This is a genomic window from Fibrobacter sp. UWB7, assembly GCF_900142945.1.
Taxonomy (GTDB): domain Bacteria; phylum Fibrobacterota; class Fibrobacteria; order Fibrobacterales; family Fibrobacteraceae; genus Fibrobacter.
Window position 1 is genome coordinate 650329 of sequence record NZ_FRCO01000001.1, and the last position, 18834, is coordinate 669162.

12 protein-coding genes are annotated in these 18834 nt (G+C 50.2%); 4 read left to right on the forward strand and 8 right to left on the reverse strand.

Going from position 1 to position 18834, the window contains the following annotated elements:
- Positions 1–111: 111 nt before the first annotated feature.
- Positions 112–1452 (forward strand): threonine synthase, encoded by a 1341-nt coding sequence (thrC, locus tag BUC30_RS02720; protein ID WP_073423410.1) that lies wholly within the window; start codon positions 112–114, stop codon positions 1450–1452.
- Between the two features lie 552 nt (positions 1453–2004).
- On the opposite strand, the gene BUC30_RS02725 is transcribed toward thrC, so the two are convergent.
- The gene (locus BUC30_RS02725; RefSeq protein ID WP_073423411.1) at positions 2005–3303 is read right to left on the reverse strand and encodes a hypothetical protein; all 1299 of its coding nucleotides are present in this window, start codon (positions 3301–3303) and stop codon (positions 2005–2007) included.
- Positions 3304–3404: 101 nt separating this feature from the next.
- Here BUC30_RS02725 and mutL point away from each other — a divergent pair, with 101 nt between their 5' ends.
- Entirely contained in the window at positions 3405–5339 is a 1935-nt protein-coding gene (mutL, locus tag BUC30_RS02730; RefSeq protein WP_073423412.1) for a DNA mismatch repair endonuclease MutL, read from the forward strand.
- Here mutL and BUC30_RS02735 read toward each other — a convergent pair.
- From BUC30_RS02735 to BUC30_RS02745, 3 genes are all read right to left on the reverse strand, one after another.
- Positions 5301–6467 (reverse strand): glycosyltransferase family protein, encoded by a 1167-nt coding sequence (locus BUC30_RS02735; protein ID WP_073423413.1) that lies wholly within the window; start codon positions 6465–6467, stop codon positions 5301–5303. The genes mutL and BUC30_RS02735 overlap by 39 nt on opposite strands.
- Positions 6454–10311 carry a DNA polymerase III subunit alpha gene (gene dnaE, locus BUC30_RS02740; RefSeq protein WP_073423414.1) on the reverse strand — a complete coding sequence of 1286 codons (3858 nt, stop codon included), beginning with the start codon at positions 10309–10311 and terminating at the stop codon, positions 6454–6456. The genes BUC30_RS02735 and dnaE overlap by 14 nt, the downstream gene beginning before the upstream one ends.
- 72 nt (positions 10312–10383) lie before the next feature.
- Positions 10384–12000, reverse strand: coding sequence for a LamG-like jellyroll fold domain-containing protein (locus tag BUC30_RS02745; protein ID WP_073423415.1), 1617 nt, complete (start codon positions 11998–12000; stop codon positions 10384–10386).
- Positions 12001–12215: 215 nt separating this feature from the next.
- On the opposite strand from BUC30_RS02745, the gene BUC30_RS02750 reads away from it, so the two are divergent.
- Positions 12216–13325 (forward strand): glycosyltransferase family 4 protein, encoded by a 1110-nt coding sequence (locus BUC30_RS02750; RefSeq protein WP_073423416.1) that lies wholly within the window; start codon positions 12216–12218, stop codon positions 13323–13325.
- A gap of 19 nt (positions 13326–13344) precedes the next feature.
- Here BUC30_RS02750 and BUC30_RS02755 read toward each other — a convergent pair whose 3' ends face one another.
- Positions 13345–13968, reverse strand: a complete 624-nt coding sequence (locus tag BUC30_RS02755) for a class I SAM-dependent methyltransferase (RefSeq protein ID WP_073423417.1) — start codon at positions 13966–13968, stop codon at positions 13345–13347.
- A gap of 59 nt (positions 13969–14027) precedes the next feature.
- On the opposite strand from BUC30_RS02755, the gene BUC30_RS02760 reads away from it, so the two are divergent.
- Positions 14028–14969, forward strand: a complete 942-nt coding sequence (locus BUC30_RS02760; RefSeq protein WP_073423418.1) for a lysylphosphatidylglycerol synthase transmembrane domain-containing protein — start codon at positions 14028–14030, stop codon at positions 14967–14969.
- 46 nt (positions 14970–15015) lie between these two features.
- Here BUC30_RS02760 and BUC30_RS02765 read toward each other — a convergent pair whose 3' ends face one another.
- From BUC30_RS02765 to BUC30_RS02775, 3 genes are all read right to left on the reverse strand, one after another.
- Entirely contained in the window at positions 15016–15654 is a 639-nt protein-coding gene (locus tag BUC30_RS02765; RefSeq protein WP_073423419.1) for a hypothetical protein, read from the reverse strand.
- 102 nt (positions 15655–15756) lie between these two features.
- Positions 15757–16566, reverse strand: a complete 810-nt coding sequence (murI, locus tag BUC30_RS02770; RefSeq protein WP_073423420.1) for a glutamate racemase — start codon at positions 16564–16566, stop codon at positions 15757–15759.
- On the reverse strand, positions 16550–18763 hold the full coding sequence (locus BUC30_RS02775; protein WP_073423421.1) for a UvrD-helicase domain-containing protein: 2214 nt from the start codon (positions 18761–18763) through the stop codon (positions 16550–16552). The genes murI and BUC30_RS02775 overlap by 17 nt, the downstream gene beginning before the upstream one ends.
- Positions 18764–18834: the final 71 nt, after the last annotated feature.

Below are 18834 nucleotides of genomic sequence, written 5' to 3' on the forward strand. Positions count from 1 at the left end.
GTTAATCGTAATAGAGAATTTCATATTAAGATATTCTAGTAACTAACAACTCAAAACTTGGAACTCTAATCCAAAATGCTATATTTGCGGTCGAAAAACAAAGAGGAAATTATGTCTCAGTTTAACGCTCATTTTAGAAACATCAACGGCGACGATACCTACCCGCTGACCGACGTCATTTACCGCAGCAAGGTGGACGGTAGCCTGCTCGAAGTCGAACACGACCGCGCAGCACTCGCCAGCCGCAGCCCGGAAGAATGGAAGAAGCTCTTTGCCGAACGCCGCATGAGCTTTAAGCCCGAAGACATGAGTGGTATTTGGAGCAAGCGCGAAATGGTGCTCCCGGATATTCCGGTCGAAGACATCGTCACCATGCGCGAAGGCTGGAGCCCGCTCTTTGACGCAGCCCCGCTCGCCAAGGAACTCGGCATCGGAAGCCTCAAGGTAAAACTCTGCGGCAACTCCCACACGGGCTCTTTCAAGGACCTCGGCATGACAGTTCTCGTGAGCCAAGTGAATCACATCATCAAGAAGGGCATCCACCCGATTGACGCCGTCGCTTGCGCTTCTACCGGTGATACTTCTGCAGCCCTCAGCGCCTACTGCGCCAAGGCTGGCATTCCTTCCATCGTGTTCCTCCCGGCTGGCAAGACCAGCACCGCACAGCTCATCCAGCCGATTTCTAACGGCAGCATCGTGCTCGCTCTCGACACCGACTTTGACGGTTGCATGAAAATCGTTCAGGAAGTCACGAAGGACAACCGCATTTACCTCGCCAACTCCATGAACAGCCTCCGCGTCGAAGGCCAGAAGACGATTTCTCCGGAAATCTGCCAGGAACTCGGCTGGACGGTGCCTGACACCGTGATTATCCCGGGCGGTAACCTCGGTAACGTGAGTGCTCTTGCCAAGGGCTTCGAAGACTGCAAGGCTATGGGCCTCATCGACCGCATCCCGCGCATCATCGTCGCTCAGGCCGAAAACGCAAACCCGTTCTACCAAGCATACGAACGCGGCTTCGACAAGCTCGTTCCGGTTCAGGCCAAGAAGACTCTTGCATCTGCTATCCAGATCGGTAACCCGGTCAGCTACCCGAAGGCAGTCCGCGCTATCCAGAAGACAAACGGCATGGTCGTAAGCGTCTCTGAAGAAGAACTCGCCAACGCAGCCCACCGCGGCGACCGCATCGGTCTCTACTGCTGCCCGCACACGGGTGTCGCTCTCGGCGCTCTCGAAAAGCTCGTTGCAGCAGGCAAGATTGCTAAGGATGAAAACGTCGTCGTCATCAGCACGGCACACGGCCTCAAGTTCACGGAATTCAAGGTCGGCTACCACGAACAGAAGCTCGAAAACATCGCCAGCAAGTACGCAAACCCGGTGTTCAAGGCTCCTGCCGAAATCGGTGCTGTCATGGACATCCTCACGAAGGAAATGGCTGCCCGCCGCCGCTAATGCGCAAGCATTAGTCAATGGCCCTAAGCCGCCGCTAATTACTGGTTAGTCACTAGTCAATAGTCATTAGTTATTAGAGAGGTCCGCATCACATGATGCGGGCTTTTTTATTTCATAAATAGCGTGACTGATATACAATCAATAATTTAAAAGCAGTACGTTGTGAGAATAGAGCGTCGGCCACAACCTTAAAAGGCGAGTGCCGCGACCATACTTGTATGGTCATGGCTGAGCCGTAAGGTTGGCGCTTGCGCCAGGATGAAAGTGCTTAAAAAAAGAGAAAGGGCTCTAGAAGAGCCCTTTCCTAAGAAGGAGAAAATATTGAGCGGTTTCCAGAACCTTGAACCTATCAGGAGGGGAGCAATGATAAAGTCGTTTCAGGATTTACCTTTCCAACCATTCTCAACACTCTAAATATACCAAATTGATAGGGGTCCGATTCTTTCGTTTTTCTTATTTCTTCACTTAATAAAATTTACCGTTCTTACCTTTTACTACCAATCATAAATTTCACTTTACAATCACCAACAAAACGATAAGAACAAAGTAATTCTACTCTTCTCTGAAGATGATTTTGCACTTCGGAACGAAACGGAAACCACCGCGACGATGACGTTCGATTTCGAAGTACTTCTTGACACCTTCACTCGGATGTTCCGGATCGTCAGAGCCATTGATATGGGCAATGACGCGGTTCAACCTGCTCTCGAAGTTCGGACGGAGCGGGTCCATGCAGATAGCCGGATCGCGTTTGAATTCGCGGTTTTCATATTCTTCACGACCAGTCACAGTGTATTCGCGGAGCAAGTTGCGGAGGATTCGAGCCGGAACGTTACGCATGAGGTGTTTGCTGTTCACGGAGATGGAGTCATCGCTCTTGTAGTACACGATTGTGACGGAATCGTTCATGGCATCGAGGAGCTGTTCGTGAGCCTTCTGGATCGGAGCCCAGGCAGCAAATTCCTGTTTCACAACAGAGCTCATGAGCTTGAGGAACGGTTCGGAAGCATTCACGTTTGCCTTGAAGTTGAACTCGAGAACGTAAGCCGGAGCGCCGTAGTAGCAATCCTTTTCGATGAGGAGAGCGCCGGTCTTCGGGTCGCGGATGTCGGTCAAAGAGCGGACGCAACCAATGCTCTTTTCAACATCGTTCTTCCATTCGAGGTTGTGTTCCTTGATGCAATCTTCAAATGTTGCATGGCGGCCAACAAGTTCACCCTTGATATAGACACCACCGTCTTCCTTCATTTCGGCGGGGACACGATTTTCAAGAGCTTCTATAAACGAGGTCTGCGTGGCGAGGTAGCTAATGTGTTCGTATGCAGGCGTGTTCAAGAGGAGAGGTCCGATGTTGATCATGCTGCGGATCCAACGCATCGGGTTCGCAGCGAGGACACCCGGAGTCTCGAACTGGAACGTGAAGTCCACCCTGCGATTGCCATCAATAACGTCGTTACGGAGGATGTTTGCCTTCGTAAGGAACGGGTAACGTTTCGGGATGATTTCCAAGCAGAGTTCGCGAGCATCTTCAGCAGAGTAGAACGAAGAGACGAACGGCAAGTAGGAGCGGAGAACGCTACGAGCGGGAACTGCTTCAAATGCAGCGCAACGCTTCACGATGCGTTCGATGAATTCATCAGGATTTTCACCGCGTTCGTACAACCACGCGACGATGTTGTCCATTATGAAACGGTAAGCGCTTTCATCTACGTATGAATCTTCGAAGTACAAATCATTTAGGAGTTTCACGTTGAATCGCGAATCTCGTTTGACCAAGGTCAAAATGTCCTTGACCGGGTAAGACATCAGTAATTCAATGTGTGCTAGCTGAAGGAATAGATTTGAAACCATTTCACTCACCTCACTTGTTCATAAAAATTCATTAGCTATATTTATAATATAGCAATCAAATATTAAAAAGTATATACAAAGAGCTACATATAAAAGCGAAAATGGCTGAAATTCACCTTTTATCCGATGAAATCATCAATAAAATTGCTGCTGGCGAGGTCATTGAACGCCCTGCATCGGCTGTCAAGGAACTTATAGAGAACGCAATCGACGCCGGAGCAACCCGAATTCAAGTCCAGATTGAACAAGGAGGAAAGAAAAAAATCCAGGTCACAGACAACGGTAAAGGCATGGGTGCCGCCGATTTGGACCTGTGCTACCTCCGTCATACTACATCTAAACTAACAAATGCAGACGACTTATTTCACCTCCATACAAATGGTTTCCGTGGTGAAGCAGTCGCCTCTATCGCCGCCGTTTCGAAGTTGACCATCACTAGCGCCACGCAAGAAGGCGAAAGTGGCCGGATCGTCGTGAAGGGTGGCGAAGTTATCGAAAAAGAGGACATCCAAGCAAGCCGTGGCACCACATTCCTCGTCGAAGACCTGTTCTACAACACGCCCGTGCGCCGCACATTCCTCGGCAGCGAAACGTCCGAATGTTCTCGCATTTTAGACATTGTATTGAAGACAGCCATTTCGCACCCGGAAATCCGCTTTGACTATAAAGTTGGCGATAGAACCGTCTTTACAGGCGTTCCCGGAGAACTCCGCAGCCGCATCGCCGAAGCCATTGGCTCCAAGGTCGCGAAGGGTTTGCTCCCCGTCGATTACACCGAAGCAGGCGTCCATGTGACAGGCTACATTTCGCCCACGACCGAGACAAACGGCAAGCGCAACCACCAGTTCCTTTTCATGAGGAACCGCCCCATTGAAAACAAGATGGTAAGCAAGGCTGTTTCGCAAGCGTACGAGCCGTATGGAGCGCAGTGCAAGCCTGTCACGGTACTGTTTTTGGACATGCCGGACATGGAATTCGACATCAACGTGCACCCGGCAAAGCGCGAAGTCCGTTTCGCCAATGGGAACTTGGTGTTCCTAGTCGTCACACATGCCATCCGTGATACGTTTACAAAGGATTTGGAAGCGCACTCCCCCATCATCGACTTGAGCGATGAGTTTATGGGAGGTCCGACACAGGTTTCTCAGACGACGCCAGCGCAACCCGCGATGCCTGAAACGCCCGCACAGCCGCAAAACGACTTGCCGTGGGAAAACCCGTTCCAGCAGGCAAAGCCATACGCCGCAGCATCCCAACAGCCAATACAACAGCAAGCTCAGCCGAGTTTCGCAAGCAAGCCTTACGCTCAACCGGCAAAACCAGCAAACTCGCTTTCGGACAAAAAGTCTAAATACGACGTAAGCGACGACGTTCAGGACCTCTTTTCGCTCCCTGAATACGGCAAGATTATTTCGCTGGAACCCGACCACAGCAAGCCAGCACCGCCTCCCGAGACGCCGTGGGCGCCGCCCTCGTTCTTCCAGATTGCAAACACATACATCGCCGGCGAAGATTCCAACGGTCTTTTGATCATCGACCAGCACGCCGCCCACACGCGAGTGCTCTTTGAACAGGCAATGGAATCGCTCCAGAATAACATCATGCAAGATAGCCAGGAACTCCTGTTCCCGGAACTCATCGATCTTTCCAAGCAAGAAAAAGAAATCTTCCGAAACGTCGATGAGCAACTGCGCAAGCTCGGATTCTTTGTCGAGCCGTTTGGCGGAGATACCTACCAAATTCGCTCGATTCCAAGCGCACTCCCGCTTTCGCGTGCCGCCAAAGCGGTTCACGACTTCTTGAACGATGTCGACGAAAACGACACCAAGAATGACATGGTCAAGTTCCAGGAAGCGATTGCGAAATCCTGGGCAAAGACGAATGCTTACCAGGCAGGCGACAAGCTCAAGCCCGAAGAAATCACGGCACTCGTCGGCCAGTTGATGATCACGCAGGATCCGCTCAAGTCCCCGTTCGGGAGCCCAACGCTCATGCGCTTAACGCTTGAGGAACTGAGCAAGAAATTCAGACACTAGTTCGCTAGAAGTCTTACCGACATCCAGAGCCTTGCGGAGACGCAAGGCTATTTCGTCTGCGGATCCAATATCTTGTTGGAAAAGCGCTTCAACAATCGCATCGGCCATGCGGTCGTTCAGCTTATGGCGAATGATGAATTCCGGAGTCACGCCACAGCCAAAAATTGCATTCGGAAGCGACAGGAATTCGGACTTGACCATAAACTTGCCCATGGCGTACGTGAGGAAATCCGGCATCGTACAAGCGGCAAACGGAATCCCGACACAAGCCATTTCAAGCGTACTCGTTCCAAACGAGGTCAGCGCCGCCGAATACGCCGAGTAGAAATTCAAACGTTCGCTAATAAGCTTAGGCGCCACAACAACTTTTAGCCAGCTCGGCAATCGCCCGTCATAAAGTTTTTCGAGCGCCACCAGAAGCGGCACTTCCAAATGCTCACGCGATGCAACGACAATCACGTCCGGGAGCGGTCCCGAATTGCGTTCTGCCCACGTGTTGCGATACCTTTCGGCGACCTTTACAAAAGACGGCAAATTGCGCAAGGCGCTATCACGGCGGCTTCCCGGCAAAAGCAACATGTCAGACCGCGGTTCAACCTGGTCGTAAACCCAGCCCGCAATCGGATGTTTGATACGAACCGTTTCAACGCCCATCTGCTGGTAAGCCTTTGCTTCAATATCAAAGAATACCGCCAAACGGATATTATTAGCTTGCTTAAAGAGGCTCGCCCGCTTGGATTTCCATGCCCAGACTTGCGGAGGCGCCACATAAAGCATGGGCTTTCCCCACTTTTTGGCAAGGCGTGCCAGCTTCATGTTAAATCCGGGATAGTCAATCGCCACAATGCCAAGGCATTTCTTGGATTCTGCGGCATCGCTCAAGACTTCAAAAACGTTCTTTAACGAGAAATACTTCGGCACTACATCGCCCACCCCCGAAACCGGGAGATCATTGTAGTCCCACAAGGGCTGGAGCCCTTTCTCCTGCATCAACGGACCGCCCAAGCCAATGACCTTGAAGCCCTGCTGCACGGCAGTCGACACCATCTCGGCGCCAATCATATCGCCGGAATCCTCCCCTGCACAGAAGAGGATATAAGGAGAATTTTCTTCGTTAACGTTTTGCACGATTCGATACCCAAACCTTCAGAGCGCCCAAATCTGTTTTAAGCCACTGCAACAATTCCTGAGTATATACAACTTTATATTTTTTCAGGACAACGACATGCTCAAATCCGGAATCTGCCTCCAAATGGAACACCATTTGGCAACCATGGCAGTATTCATCTGCCAAATTCGACTTCATTTCAACTTCAAGCTTGTCCAAGAACTCGTCTGTAAGCATGCCGACAGTGAAGTTCGCATGTATGTAATCCACCATGTCGCAACGCACGCGGTCAAGCTGGATGACTTCTTCAACGATAATCTGGTAGCCATCGCGGTCGCGCTGCTGTTCTAGGACGCCCTTCACAAGCACGCGGTCATCAATAGAAACCGTATCGCGCAAGCGTTCCCAGACGTCCTTCTTGAAGAACATTTCAACTTCGCCCTGGAAATCCTGGATTGCGCCAGAGCCAATCGTATCGCCACGCTTTGTTTCGATGGAGCGCATGCGGATAACGACACCGCCCACGACGACCGTATCGCCCACATAACGGGTGATTTCGTCTTCCGAAAGCGAGCAGCTCGTAAAGCCCGTGAGTTCCGGACGGAATTCATCAAGTGGATGCCCGGAAAGGAACAAGCCAAGCACGCTGCGTTCCTTGTTGAGCATTTCCATCGCCGTCCATTCTTCGGCTTCTTCCAGAACTTCGGCTGTATTCGGAATGGCGGCAGGGCCACCCAGGTCAAACAACGAGACCTGGCCCTTGGCCTTGTCTTCCTGGCTGCGCATGGCGACTTCCAAAGCACGGTCCACCGTTGCACACTGCACAGCACGGCTACCCGGCAAATCGTCCAAGGCGCCCGCCATGATCAAGCATTCCAAGACTTTCTTATTGAGCGGCGGGCGTTTTTCAGGCTGTGCCGCCTGGTATTCCGTCACGCGCTTGCAGAAATCAAAGATGTCCTTGTAGATGCCACGGCGTTCACGTTCCGCGACCACGTCTTCGACAACCGCGATACCCACGTTGCGGATACCTGCAAGACCATAAAGAATCTGACCCTTTTTATTTGCAGAGAAAACACCCAACGACGAGTTGATATTCGGAGACAAAACTTCAATGCCGAGACGCTTACATTCCAAAATGATGGTCACCGTATCTTCGGTCTTACCCATCTTGGAGGTCATGGAGGCCGCCATGTATTCCGGACCGTAATGCGTCTTGAGGTACGCCGTCTGGTAAGCCACGTAAGCGTAAGCAGCGGCATGGCTCTTGTTAAATGCGTATCCGCAGAACGGGAGCACGGCCTTCCAAATCTTGTCTATGACCGCATGATCGTAACCTCTCGCTTCGCACTTTTCAAAGAACTCCGGCTCGAGTTTTGCCATCTTATCGGGCATCTTCTTCGCCATGATACGGCGAATGTTGTCAGCGCCGCCCAGCGTGTAGCCACCCAAAATCTGGGCAAGCTTCATCACCTGTTCCTGGTACACGATAACGCCGTACGTTTCGCCTAGCACCTGTTCCAAGTCCGGATGGTAGCAGTCAATCTCTTCCTTGCCGTTTTTACGGGCAATGAAGTGCGGAATCTGGTCAATCGGCCCCGGTCGGTACAGGGCGTTCATAGCGATAAGGTCAAAGATTCGGGTCGGCTTCAGTTCGCGCAGGTACTTCTGCATACCCGGAGATTCGAACTGGAACACTGTCGTCGTAAGGCCCTTGCCCAAAAGTTCGAACGTTGCCTTATCATCAATCGGAATCTTGTTCATCACAAGCTTGATGTTACGGTTCTGTTCGACCATTCGCACCGTATCCTGAATGATGGACAAGTTGATAAGTCCAAGGAAGTCCATCTTCAAAAGTCCGATGTCTTCAGCATAGTGCTTATCGTACATCACCACCGGCGTATCTTCCGGAGCGGCACGGTACAGAGGAGCAAGGTTGTAAATCGGAGTCGGCGTAATCACCACGCCGCAAGCATGCACGCCCGTCTGGCGCGGCAAATCTTCAAGTCGCTTTGCGACATCCCAAAGGTTCTGGTAGCTCGCGCGGCTGCCAATCATCGCCTGCAACGGTTCCGGGCTGTAACCATCTTCGAGGTTGTTGCCCTTCTTGTCTTTACCCGTCCAGGCCTGCTTTAAGCTAAAGTTCAACGTGCGCTGCGGGAAGAGCTTCGTAATGGCCTTCGCTTCGGCAGGCGGAATTCCGAGCACGCGGGCCACGTCCGTAATCACCGCCTTCGACTTGAGCATGCCGTAGGTAATAATCTGGCCCACGCACTCCTTGCCGTACTTATCCGTCACGTACTGGATCACGCGGCCGCGGTCACGGTCCGCAAAGTCCGTATCGATATCCGGCATGGACACACGTTCCGGGTTCAGGAATCGTTCAAAAAGGAGGTCGAACGTCAAGGGGTCAATGTCGGTAATACCGATGATGTAAGTGACCAGGGAACCAGCAGCAGATCCACGCCCCGGGCCCACGGGAATGCCGTGTTCACGAGACCAGTTGATGAAGTCCCACACAATGAGCAAGTAGCCCGCAACGTTCATGTTACGGATACAGTTAAGCTCCTTGTACATGCGCTTGCCCACGTCTGTTTCGTGAGCCGGGAACTTAAAATCTTCGTCCGGGAATCGCCACTTTAAGCGTTCATTGCAAAGGTGGATGATATAGATATCGGCATCGCCACCCTCTTTACACCAACGGTGGATGTTCTTTTTCCAAGCCTTGTTGTCGTCTTCGTCAAAGAATTCCGGCTGCGAGAGGCGATCGATTTCTGCATTGTCCGCATCGGTCAACGCATCTTCGGTAATGCCTTTTTCGGCACAGTAATTTGCCTTGACCTTCTTTTTGCGGTCCTTGATGACGCCCTTGAGTTCACGTTCACGGACGACCGGATATTCCGCATCGTATTCCGCCTTCATGATGGCCTTGATGTTCTGGTATTCCTCAGAAGCGAGGAATTCATCAGGAATCTTGAAACGCGGCCAGAACTCATCACCGATACCGGTTTTCACGGTAAAGTTACAGCGTTCGGCAATCTTGACCGTATTCTCGATGGCGCCCGGGATATGCCCAAACAGCTCCACCATTTCCTTTTCGGTACGGAAATAGAACTTTTCCGTCGGGAAGCGCTTGTCTTCAAAACCGTTCAGCGTGACCTTGAGCGAGATGCAGCGCAGAATCTTGTGCGATGTAGCGTCTTCGGGCTTGATGTAATGGACATCGCCCACGGCAACGACTTCACGACCGTACTTTTTCGCAAGTTCCACGTTAAAATCGTTCACGCGCTTTTGCTGCGGAATCCCGTTATCGCAAACCGAGATGTAGAGGTGGTCGTGGTCAAAAATCTCGTTCAGGCGGTCCATGTATTCGAGCGCAAGAGAATCCCTGCCCGAAGCTACATTCTGGCCGTAACGGCTAAAATAATCGCCTGCAATGGCGATAATGCCTTCCTTAAATTCATTAATCGTCTCGAGCGGAACGGACGGAATTTCTGCCCAGCGCTCCCCGTCTTCGTAGCGGTAACTCACAATGCGGAGCAGGTTGTAATAGCCCTTTTCGTTCTCGACGAGGAGCGTCAATCGTTCAAATGTAGTCGGATCTTTCTGGCTAGCACTCGGTGTGTCCACGTAAATGTGACAGCCATAAACCGTCTTGACTGGCGGGAGCCCCTGCTCCTTGCGCTTTTTGTTCAGTTCCTTGCCACGCGTCTGGATTTCAAGAATACCAAACATGGCACCATGGTCCGTCAAAGCAACAGCAGGTGCATTTTCTGCTGCGGCAGCCGCCAAAATATCATCAAGTCGGGCCGAAGCCTGCAAAATCGAAAATTCAGAATGAGTCTGTAAATGAACGAACGCCATGCTTGCAATTTAGCATTTTGAAAACAAAAAATCCCGGACGAGTCCGGGACCTTTTAGAGATTTGATGATAGCTTACTCAGCCTGTGTCGTATCAGCCGGAGCGACATCAACCTTGACTTCGTAGCGCGCCACAGAAGATATTCTGAGCTGGTCGAAATCACCAGAAGTCGTCAAAGGATCACTCTGAGCAAGACGTTCCATGCAGCAACCGGACTTACGGCCAATCACAATGAGGTTTTCACTTTCACGACCACGTGCAGCAGGTTCATAACCTTTCTCATGAGCCTCGCTTGCAATCATTTCGCCATTGACCCAAAGGCTCATGAAGCCATCGCCCCACTGACCGGCAATCAGGTTCCAATCCTTCTTGAGAGTCATCTTGCCATAAGTAAAGTAATGCGTATCGGAATGATTTTTCTGGAAGAAAAGGGTATCAAATCTTACGAAGAAGTGAATTCTGGCACCGTCATTACCAAGAAGAGTGTGTGAAAACTTTTCATCGAAATCTTCACCCGGACGGAACCAGAATTCCACTGTGCCGGCAGGCATTTCGTCAATCAGGTTAATCCCAGTCTGGATGCTTTCGCCATCCTTGAGGGAAATAGCCTTACCGCAGACGCCATCCACCAGCGTACCTTCGTCATATTCCGCTTCCAGTTCGTCGAAATAAAGGGTCTTCTCGTCCATAATAAGAGAAGAAGTCTTGCAAGTGATATCGTCCTTCTTTACGGTATCCGTTGCAACGGTATCTTCCTTGACTTCTTCATCCTTAGTGACATCTTCCTTGACGACTGTATCCTTTTCATCAACCGGAATATCCTTAGCCGTCACAGAATCCGGCAAGGTATAACGATTGATGTTCGAGATACGGAACTGGTCGAAAGAACCCGACGTGGTCATAGCCTCGTACTGCCCTGGCCCCTCCATGCAGCAACTAGACTTATAACCAATCACGACGAGATTTTCGAACGGAATATCACGCTGAGCAGGCACATAGCCCTTGTCATGCTCCCAATAACCGACAAGTTCGCCATTGAGCCACAAGCTCATGTAGCCATTTCCCCATTGGCCAGCGATCAAGTTCCAGTCATCTTCCTTAAGCACGGCTTTGCCCTGCACGTAGTAATGTTGGTTATGATGATTCTTCTGGAAGAAGAGTTCGCCCTTCTTGTAGAAGAAATGGATTCGAGCACCGTCATTGCCAAGAAGCGTTCTTGCTTGCTTGTCAAAGAAGTCATCGTTCGGGCGGAACCAGAATTCGACTGTTCCAACACTCATAGAATCAATCAAATTCACGCCAAGCGGAGCCACCTGACCGTCGCTCAGCTTGATAGCCTTTCCGCAGACACCTTCGACCTGTTCACCTTCGTCAAAGAGGGATTCCAGTTCGTCGAGATAGCGGGTGTTCTCATCCATTTTAAGAGCCGGAGCTGCGCAACGGATATTGGAACGAGTCGAAGTTCCAATAACAGGAGCACCTTCCTCCTTTGAAAGGGAATCGAAGTAGCTTGCAATACTGCCGCTTGCATCAATTCGAGCCCACATGCCCTTAGCGTCATTTTTCAAATAGACGCCATCGTTTACTGTAGAGGCAAACGGATCTGAAGAGTTGGTATCGGAGCATCCTGCAACGAACGCTCCCATTGCCACTAGGGATCCAGCCAGCCATTTTGTCATCTTACCACTCATTATTTTCTCCTACAAGGCGGTTTAACGATTTGACTATTTGTAAATTATCTATTAATTCCTTTCTTGGCAATTTTTCATCCAACCTATTTTTGTATATTTCAGTTTACAAAGGCGTTTTTTAATCATCATGATACACTTACCTAGTAAAACACGCTAAAAATAATGTATTTTGACATCGTACAAATTATTTGTATCATGAAAAGGACCCTCAAAAGATGAGCAATACCGACAAAAAAGACCTTGAAAAAGCACCAAAAATTGCCATCGATGCACGCATGGTGAACAAGTCCGGTATTGGCACCTGTATCCAGCACTGGCTCAAGGATGTCGGCTATTCCATCGCCCTCGGCGACCCCAAGGAACTGAAACCTTACGATAACATTCCCAAGCACATCCGCTTTATCAGTAGCATTTACGGCTACAAGGAACAGCTCAAATTCCCGTACCGGGCACTTTATCGTGAAAAGCCCGATATTTTGCATGTTCCGCACTGCAATGTACCGCTATTCTACCGTGGCAAGATGCTCGTGACCATTCACGACCTCACCCACCTCGTCTATCCCGAATTTTTGCCGTTCAAGCTCGTCCACTATTATTTCAAGTTCATTTTCTGGTTTGTCAGCAAGCGCGCCGACAAGATTATTACCGTTTCCGAAAGCACCAAGCGCGACCTTTTGCGATTCTACAAGATGGACGAATCCAAAATTACGGTCATCCCGCTCGGCGTAGGCAAGGAATTTGTCAAGAAATCACCCGCCGAAATCGATTATCTATACGACAAATTCAACATTCCGCGCGACAAGAAGATTTTGCTCTATGTCGGTAACTTGCTCCCTCACAAGAACTTGAACATGCTTTTAGAGGGCTTTGCCCAAATGCAGGGGCGTGAAAACTGCCGTCTCGTGCTTGTCGGAAAAGCCTTTGACGGTCGCTCCAAAGAGACTTGCGAAAAAGAACTCGGCATTGAAGAATTCACAATCCATGCGGGAATGGTCTCGCAAGAAGACCTCGTGAATTTTTACAACCTCGCCGACCTCTTTGTATTGCCTTCGCTGTACGAGGGCTTTGGGCTACCCGTGCTCGAATCGCTCGCTTGCGGTACGCCCGTGGTCTGTTCCAACACCTCATCACTCCCAGAAGTGGGCGGCAAAGTCGCCAAGTATTTCGACCCGCAAGACGCCTCCAATATCGCCCGCGCTCTCGAGAATTCCATTGATGACAAGGGCAAGCACGATGATGAAATTGCGGAATGGGTCAGCCATTTCACTTGGGAAACTTGTGCGCAAAAAATAAAGGCGCAACTAGGCGCCTTATATAAAGAATAAAGATTAAAGATTAAAGATTTTACTTTTTGAGTTTCGTCAAGAATCCGTACTGGAACGGGATAAAGTACGAATGGCTCAACAAGTTCGGCATGAACTTGAGCTGTTTGCGGATGCCCACGATGCGTTCCACTTCGAGACCGTTTTCCTTCGCAAAGCGCACAAAGCTCTTCTTTGTCCAGAACGTCTTGTGGTTAATATCCAAAACGCCAAGCGCATGTTCACCTTCATCCGGCTTAAAATAGCGGAAATCTCTCGTGATGATAATCTTGAGAAGGTTCTCGATGCAAATAAAGTTCGGCAAAGAAACGAGAATATGACCATCGGGATTCAAATGTTTCTTACAGAAATTGATTAAATCCACCGGATCGTTCACATGTTCCAAGACATCGCACATGACCACCAAGTCAAACTTGCGGTCTTCGGTATATTGCTCATAAAATCCATGATGGTATTCGTTGAAGCCCCCCGGAACCTTGTCAATCGTCTGCGCATCGGTACGTTCTTCGGGTTCGATAGCGACCTTGTATGAATCCTTGGGGTAAATAACGTAATTCATTCCGGCGCCAGCCCCAATTTCAAGAACACTTTTGGCATCCTTCGGGACAAGCGTAGCAACATCATAACGAATCTTATTGCGATACATAAAAACCTTTTTTCTTAAATATAAATTTTTCAAAATCAAAAATGCTATTTTTGCAGTCAATGGCAACCGATAAGACAGGCACAAAGCTCTTTGTCAAGCGAATTATCCAGCTTCTCGTAAGCATTGGTGGTTTTGCCTACATATTCTACAAAATCCCGCTCAGCGAAGTCATTGACAACTGGAATATCGGTATGACACCGTGGATTTTGGCAATGCTTGTGGCGGCAACGCTCGTCATGGCAATCCAGGCAAACCGCTGGAAAGGGCTTTCGGTACAAGGTCCAAAAATTCCGTTCAAGACATACTACGCCTACACCGCCATGGGATACTTTTTCAACAACCTGCTCCCGACCGGTTTTGGTGGCGACGCCGTGAAGTCCCTTGCTTTTGGAAAAAAATTTAACCAGACCAGTCAATCCGTTTCGGCTGTATTGCTCGCCCGCATCCAAGGGCTACTTGCTATGTTCCTCTGCTTTTTCATAGCGCTCCCCTTTGCACTGAACCAAGCCGAAATTCCCATCGCCTACACCATCACGATGACAGTTGCGTTGCTCGCCTGCATGGTCATTGTCGTGCTCTGCCTGTTTTCGGACAAAATCCCGATTCCCCATTTTTTAACCGACCGACTCGCCTTTATTCCCAAATTGCAAAACAGCCTCTCTATATATAGGAAGCATAAAAAGCAAATTTTGCTCTCGTCACTCGATTCGCTGTGGTTACAGTTATTGACGTTGTTTATAGCCTATGCCTATTTCCGGGCGGTCGGAGTCGATATCGACATCAGCATTCTAGTCGTATTCACTAGCATCACTACCGTTATTTCGATGGTTCCGATTTCACTCAACGGCATCGGTGTCCGCGAAGGGACTCAAGTGGCCCTGTTCACGGGCATTCTTGGAATTCCGGCATCGGTCGTGCTGTCCGCCGGGTTGCTAGGCTACATCCCGCTACTGTTCCAGGCCGCCCAAGGCGCGGTCGTGCTCCTCGCTAAAAAGAAATAAAAAAGCCCCGCCGAGGCGGGACCTTTAGACTTCGCTTTTCGAAGAATTATTCTTCGGCGAGGGCTTCCTTGTATTCATCGACGGTAGCGATATACTCGTCAATCATATCCTGCTTGGAATCCAAGTGAGCGAGAATCTTTTCGAGGTGTTCCTTGGAGAACACGGTCTTGAGCTGGCGGGAAGCATGGCCCTTGTAGCCCCATTCCTTGAGAATTTCGTCGGTCACAACGAAGGAATCATCGAGGGAGACAAAACGCATCGGACCGTAGACAGCCCAGTTGTGTTCCATCTGCATGCATTCCGGTTCTTCCATTTCCGGGTTTGCCATGTAGCGCTGCACGTGACGGGTACGCACATCCTTGATCTTATCGATACGCATGTAACCCATGATGAGGTACTTGTTGCGCATTTCGGAATCGCTCAAGCCTTCGTAGCGGGTACCGAAAAGAATGTAACGGCTCTTGCTCTTCACAATCGTGTTGATAGCCTTCACATTGTAGCAGCTCATCAGACCATAGGTGCTGGTTTCATAGTTCGGTTCGTAAAGAAAACCCTTTTCATTTTCATTCAGCTGGTCACGGACAGGCATTTCGGACTGATGGCTAGTTTCGACATAAAGCAGGCTACCCGCCATGTTGCCACGGTAGTCTTGCCAACCTTCGAGATTGATCTGTGTTTTCGGCATTTTATAAATCCACTCAAATAGTTTAAAGTTCGAAAATTAAAACGAGTACAAGCGGACCGAGTACGGTTCGTCAGTAACAATTATCAAAATACAATTTACAACTTAAAAAGTCAACGACTCCGCCGAAATATTTTCCATTCCAAAGCGAAAAGCGCCTTTTTTGAAGAATTCTGCGGTATCGGTCGTCAAATAATGCACGGAACCGCCCTTCGAAAGCCGATTTTCCATGTCCACATGGCGTTTGAGGTAGTCCAAAGTCTTGTCGGCGACGATATCGCCCTGGACCACCAAGCGGACGTGCGGTGGAAGTGCGGCCCGAATTTCTTCTTCGAGGAGCGGGTAATGCGTGCATGCCAGTAAAACGGTATCGATTTCAGGGTCAGCCGCAAGCAGCTGGTCCACGTCTTTTTTCACGAAGAATCGGGCGCCCTCGGTCCCGCGTTCGCCGTATTCCACAAGCGGCACCCACATCGGGCAGGCGTGCTGCGTCACCTTCAAGTTCGGGAAAAAGTGGCTGATTTCAAGGACGTAGCTGTTCGAAGAGACCGTCCCTGCGGTGGCAAAAATGCCAATATGCCCCGTCTTCGAGAAGTTCCCAATCTCTTCGGCGGTCGGGCGGACAATGCCCAAGACGCGACGGTCCGGGAATTCTACCGGAAGCACCTGCTGCTGGATGCTGCGGAGCGCTTTTGCCGATGCCGTGTTGCAAGCGAGAATCACCAGCGGGCATCCGCGGTGGAAAAGTTCACGCACGGACTGGAGCGTGTAGCGGTAAATCGTCTCGAAACTGCGGGAGCCATACGGTGCACGAGCGTTATCCCCCAAATACAGGTAATCGTACTGCGGGAGCGTGTGGCGAAGCTTCTGCAGAATGGTAAGTCCGCCAAAACCAGAATCAAAGACGCCGATCATAAGCTTCTTCCATCTTGCCACGGACGTACGGGAGCAGTTCATGGCGCGGGTCCATCGCATCGCCGCCGTGAGTTTTCTTGAATTCGACCGTATCTATCGGTTCGAGAATCTTGATGTTGACCGGATGATGCTTGGAATCCTTGCGGTGTTCCCAAAGCAAGTCGGAACCACGAGTGACCATCGGCAATATAATTGCGTTTGCCTCGACGGCAAGTCTAAAGCAACCGCTCTTGAAAGCGACCATGCCATCGCGCTTGCTGCGGGTGCCTTCCGGGAAAATGAAGAGTCTCGGCATCTTGCCCGACTGGATAGCCTTTTGGATAATCGCGGCGCCGCCGCCCTTTTCACGGTCGATAAAGACGCAACCGAGCTTGTGCATCCAGAAGTTCAGAATCGGGATGCGCCGCAACTGAGTCTTCGCGATAAAGCCCACAGTACGCTGCAAGGCAAGGAACGCGAGCGGGATATCCAGGTACGAACGGTGGTTGCCCATCACGAACACCGGGCGAGTCCAGTCCACTTTCGCAAGTTGCGCCTGGTCTTCAATCGTCAAATCCACACGCAAGACCTTCATGCAGAAGCGGGAGAAGACCTGCACCTTTTCTTCAAGCCAAGGATCCAAGTCTTTACGACGGAAAATGTACATGAATGCAATCTTGAAAATATATTCGAGCATAAACGCAAAAATTCTTGCCGCTCCATATATCCTAAATAACATAACTGGCATATTACACTCTGTTTTTGAATTTTCCCTGGGCAAAAAACGAGACCGTTTGAGTTTCGTCAGGCGCCCTTTCCAATATCTACGTTTGCAATATAGCAAAACCAAAAAAGATTCAGCCCGCGTGACCCCGACGTAAAACAATCGGCGTTCCTCATCGAGCTGTTTTTGACGTTCCTTACGCGTGCCCAAGCACGAACCCGGCGTAAGCCCCTCGGACATCCCCGCATAATAGACCACCGCATACTGGAGCCCCTTGGACGCATGGACCGTTTCCACATGGATTCCATTTTCAAGGACTTCGCCCTCCCCCTCTACGTTACCCGACTCCGACACGACCGTCCCTGCGATCGGGAGATGCGCATCGCGGAGCGCTTCTTCGTAATATAGGCGTTGCCTATTATAGCGCACGAGGATTGCAAAGTTTTTCCATTGGAGGTCATAACTTTCACGGAGCAACTTGATGCTCGTGATGATTTTTTGCATTTCTTCGACAGGGTCTTCACTCACCCAGATTTCGGGTTCACGGTTTTCCTTAAAAATCGGCGAGCCACCCGAACCATTCATATTACCCGCACGCAAGACCTTCCGCAAGTGGATAGGCTTGTTTTCAAAAATCCTATTCGAAAAATGTAAAATGTTCGCGACCGAACGATAATTCCATTCCAAGCGAATCAGAGAGCTCTCCTTGAAGTCATCGCGGAAACGGTTGATATTCCCGATATCGGCCCCACGGAATCCATAAATAGCCTGGTCATCATCGCCCACAACAAACAGCGACTTGCGCTCACCCAGCAGAGCCTTGACAAGCCGATACTGCGACGGGTTGATGTCCTGGTATTCATCGACAAGGATTTCCGTCCATTGATTTTGGAAATATGCGCGCGCCGACTCATGATTTTCGAGCAGATTAATTGCCTGGTAGATGAGGTCTTCGAAGACAACTTGCCCCGATTCCAAAATGCGATTGCGCAATGGCTCAAGTTTTTTGAGGAGCTTCGCGGGATGTGCATCCGAGAAAAGCTCTTCGCGAGAAAAGCGGAATTTTCGACCGCCGACTTTCGCGAGTTCCTGCATAAAAGTCTTGTCCGCCGATTCCGTCGGGACCGGCATTTTCTTGAATCCGACAAGTTCGTACGCTGGGCAAAAACCACAAGAGTCCGCTGCCGGCACTTTCGACTTGAGGATAAACAGTGCGAGCGAGTGGAACGTGCAGAGCCGCACCCCCGCATTCGGGAAGAGCTTTTGCACACGGTCCCGCATTTCAGCAGCCGCCTTCGCCGTGAACGTGAGCGCCAAGATTTTCTCCGGCTCAATGCCCGACATAATCCGGTACTGGATTCGCTTGGTCAAGACCGAAGTCTTTCCCGAGCCTGCCCCTGCTAGAATTAAAAGTTGTCCGTTCTTTTCATGATCGTGGAGTACCGCTACACGTTGGTCGGAGTTCAGCCCGACCAAAAGACTTTCTACATCCATTTTTTATTTTGCGCCCCTTAAGCGCGAAGTTCATATAGCAAAGGATATAAGTAACGGATATAGCAAACTAT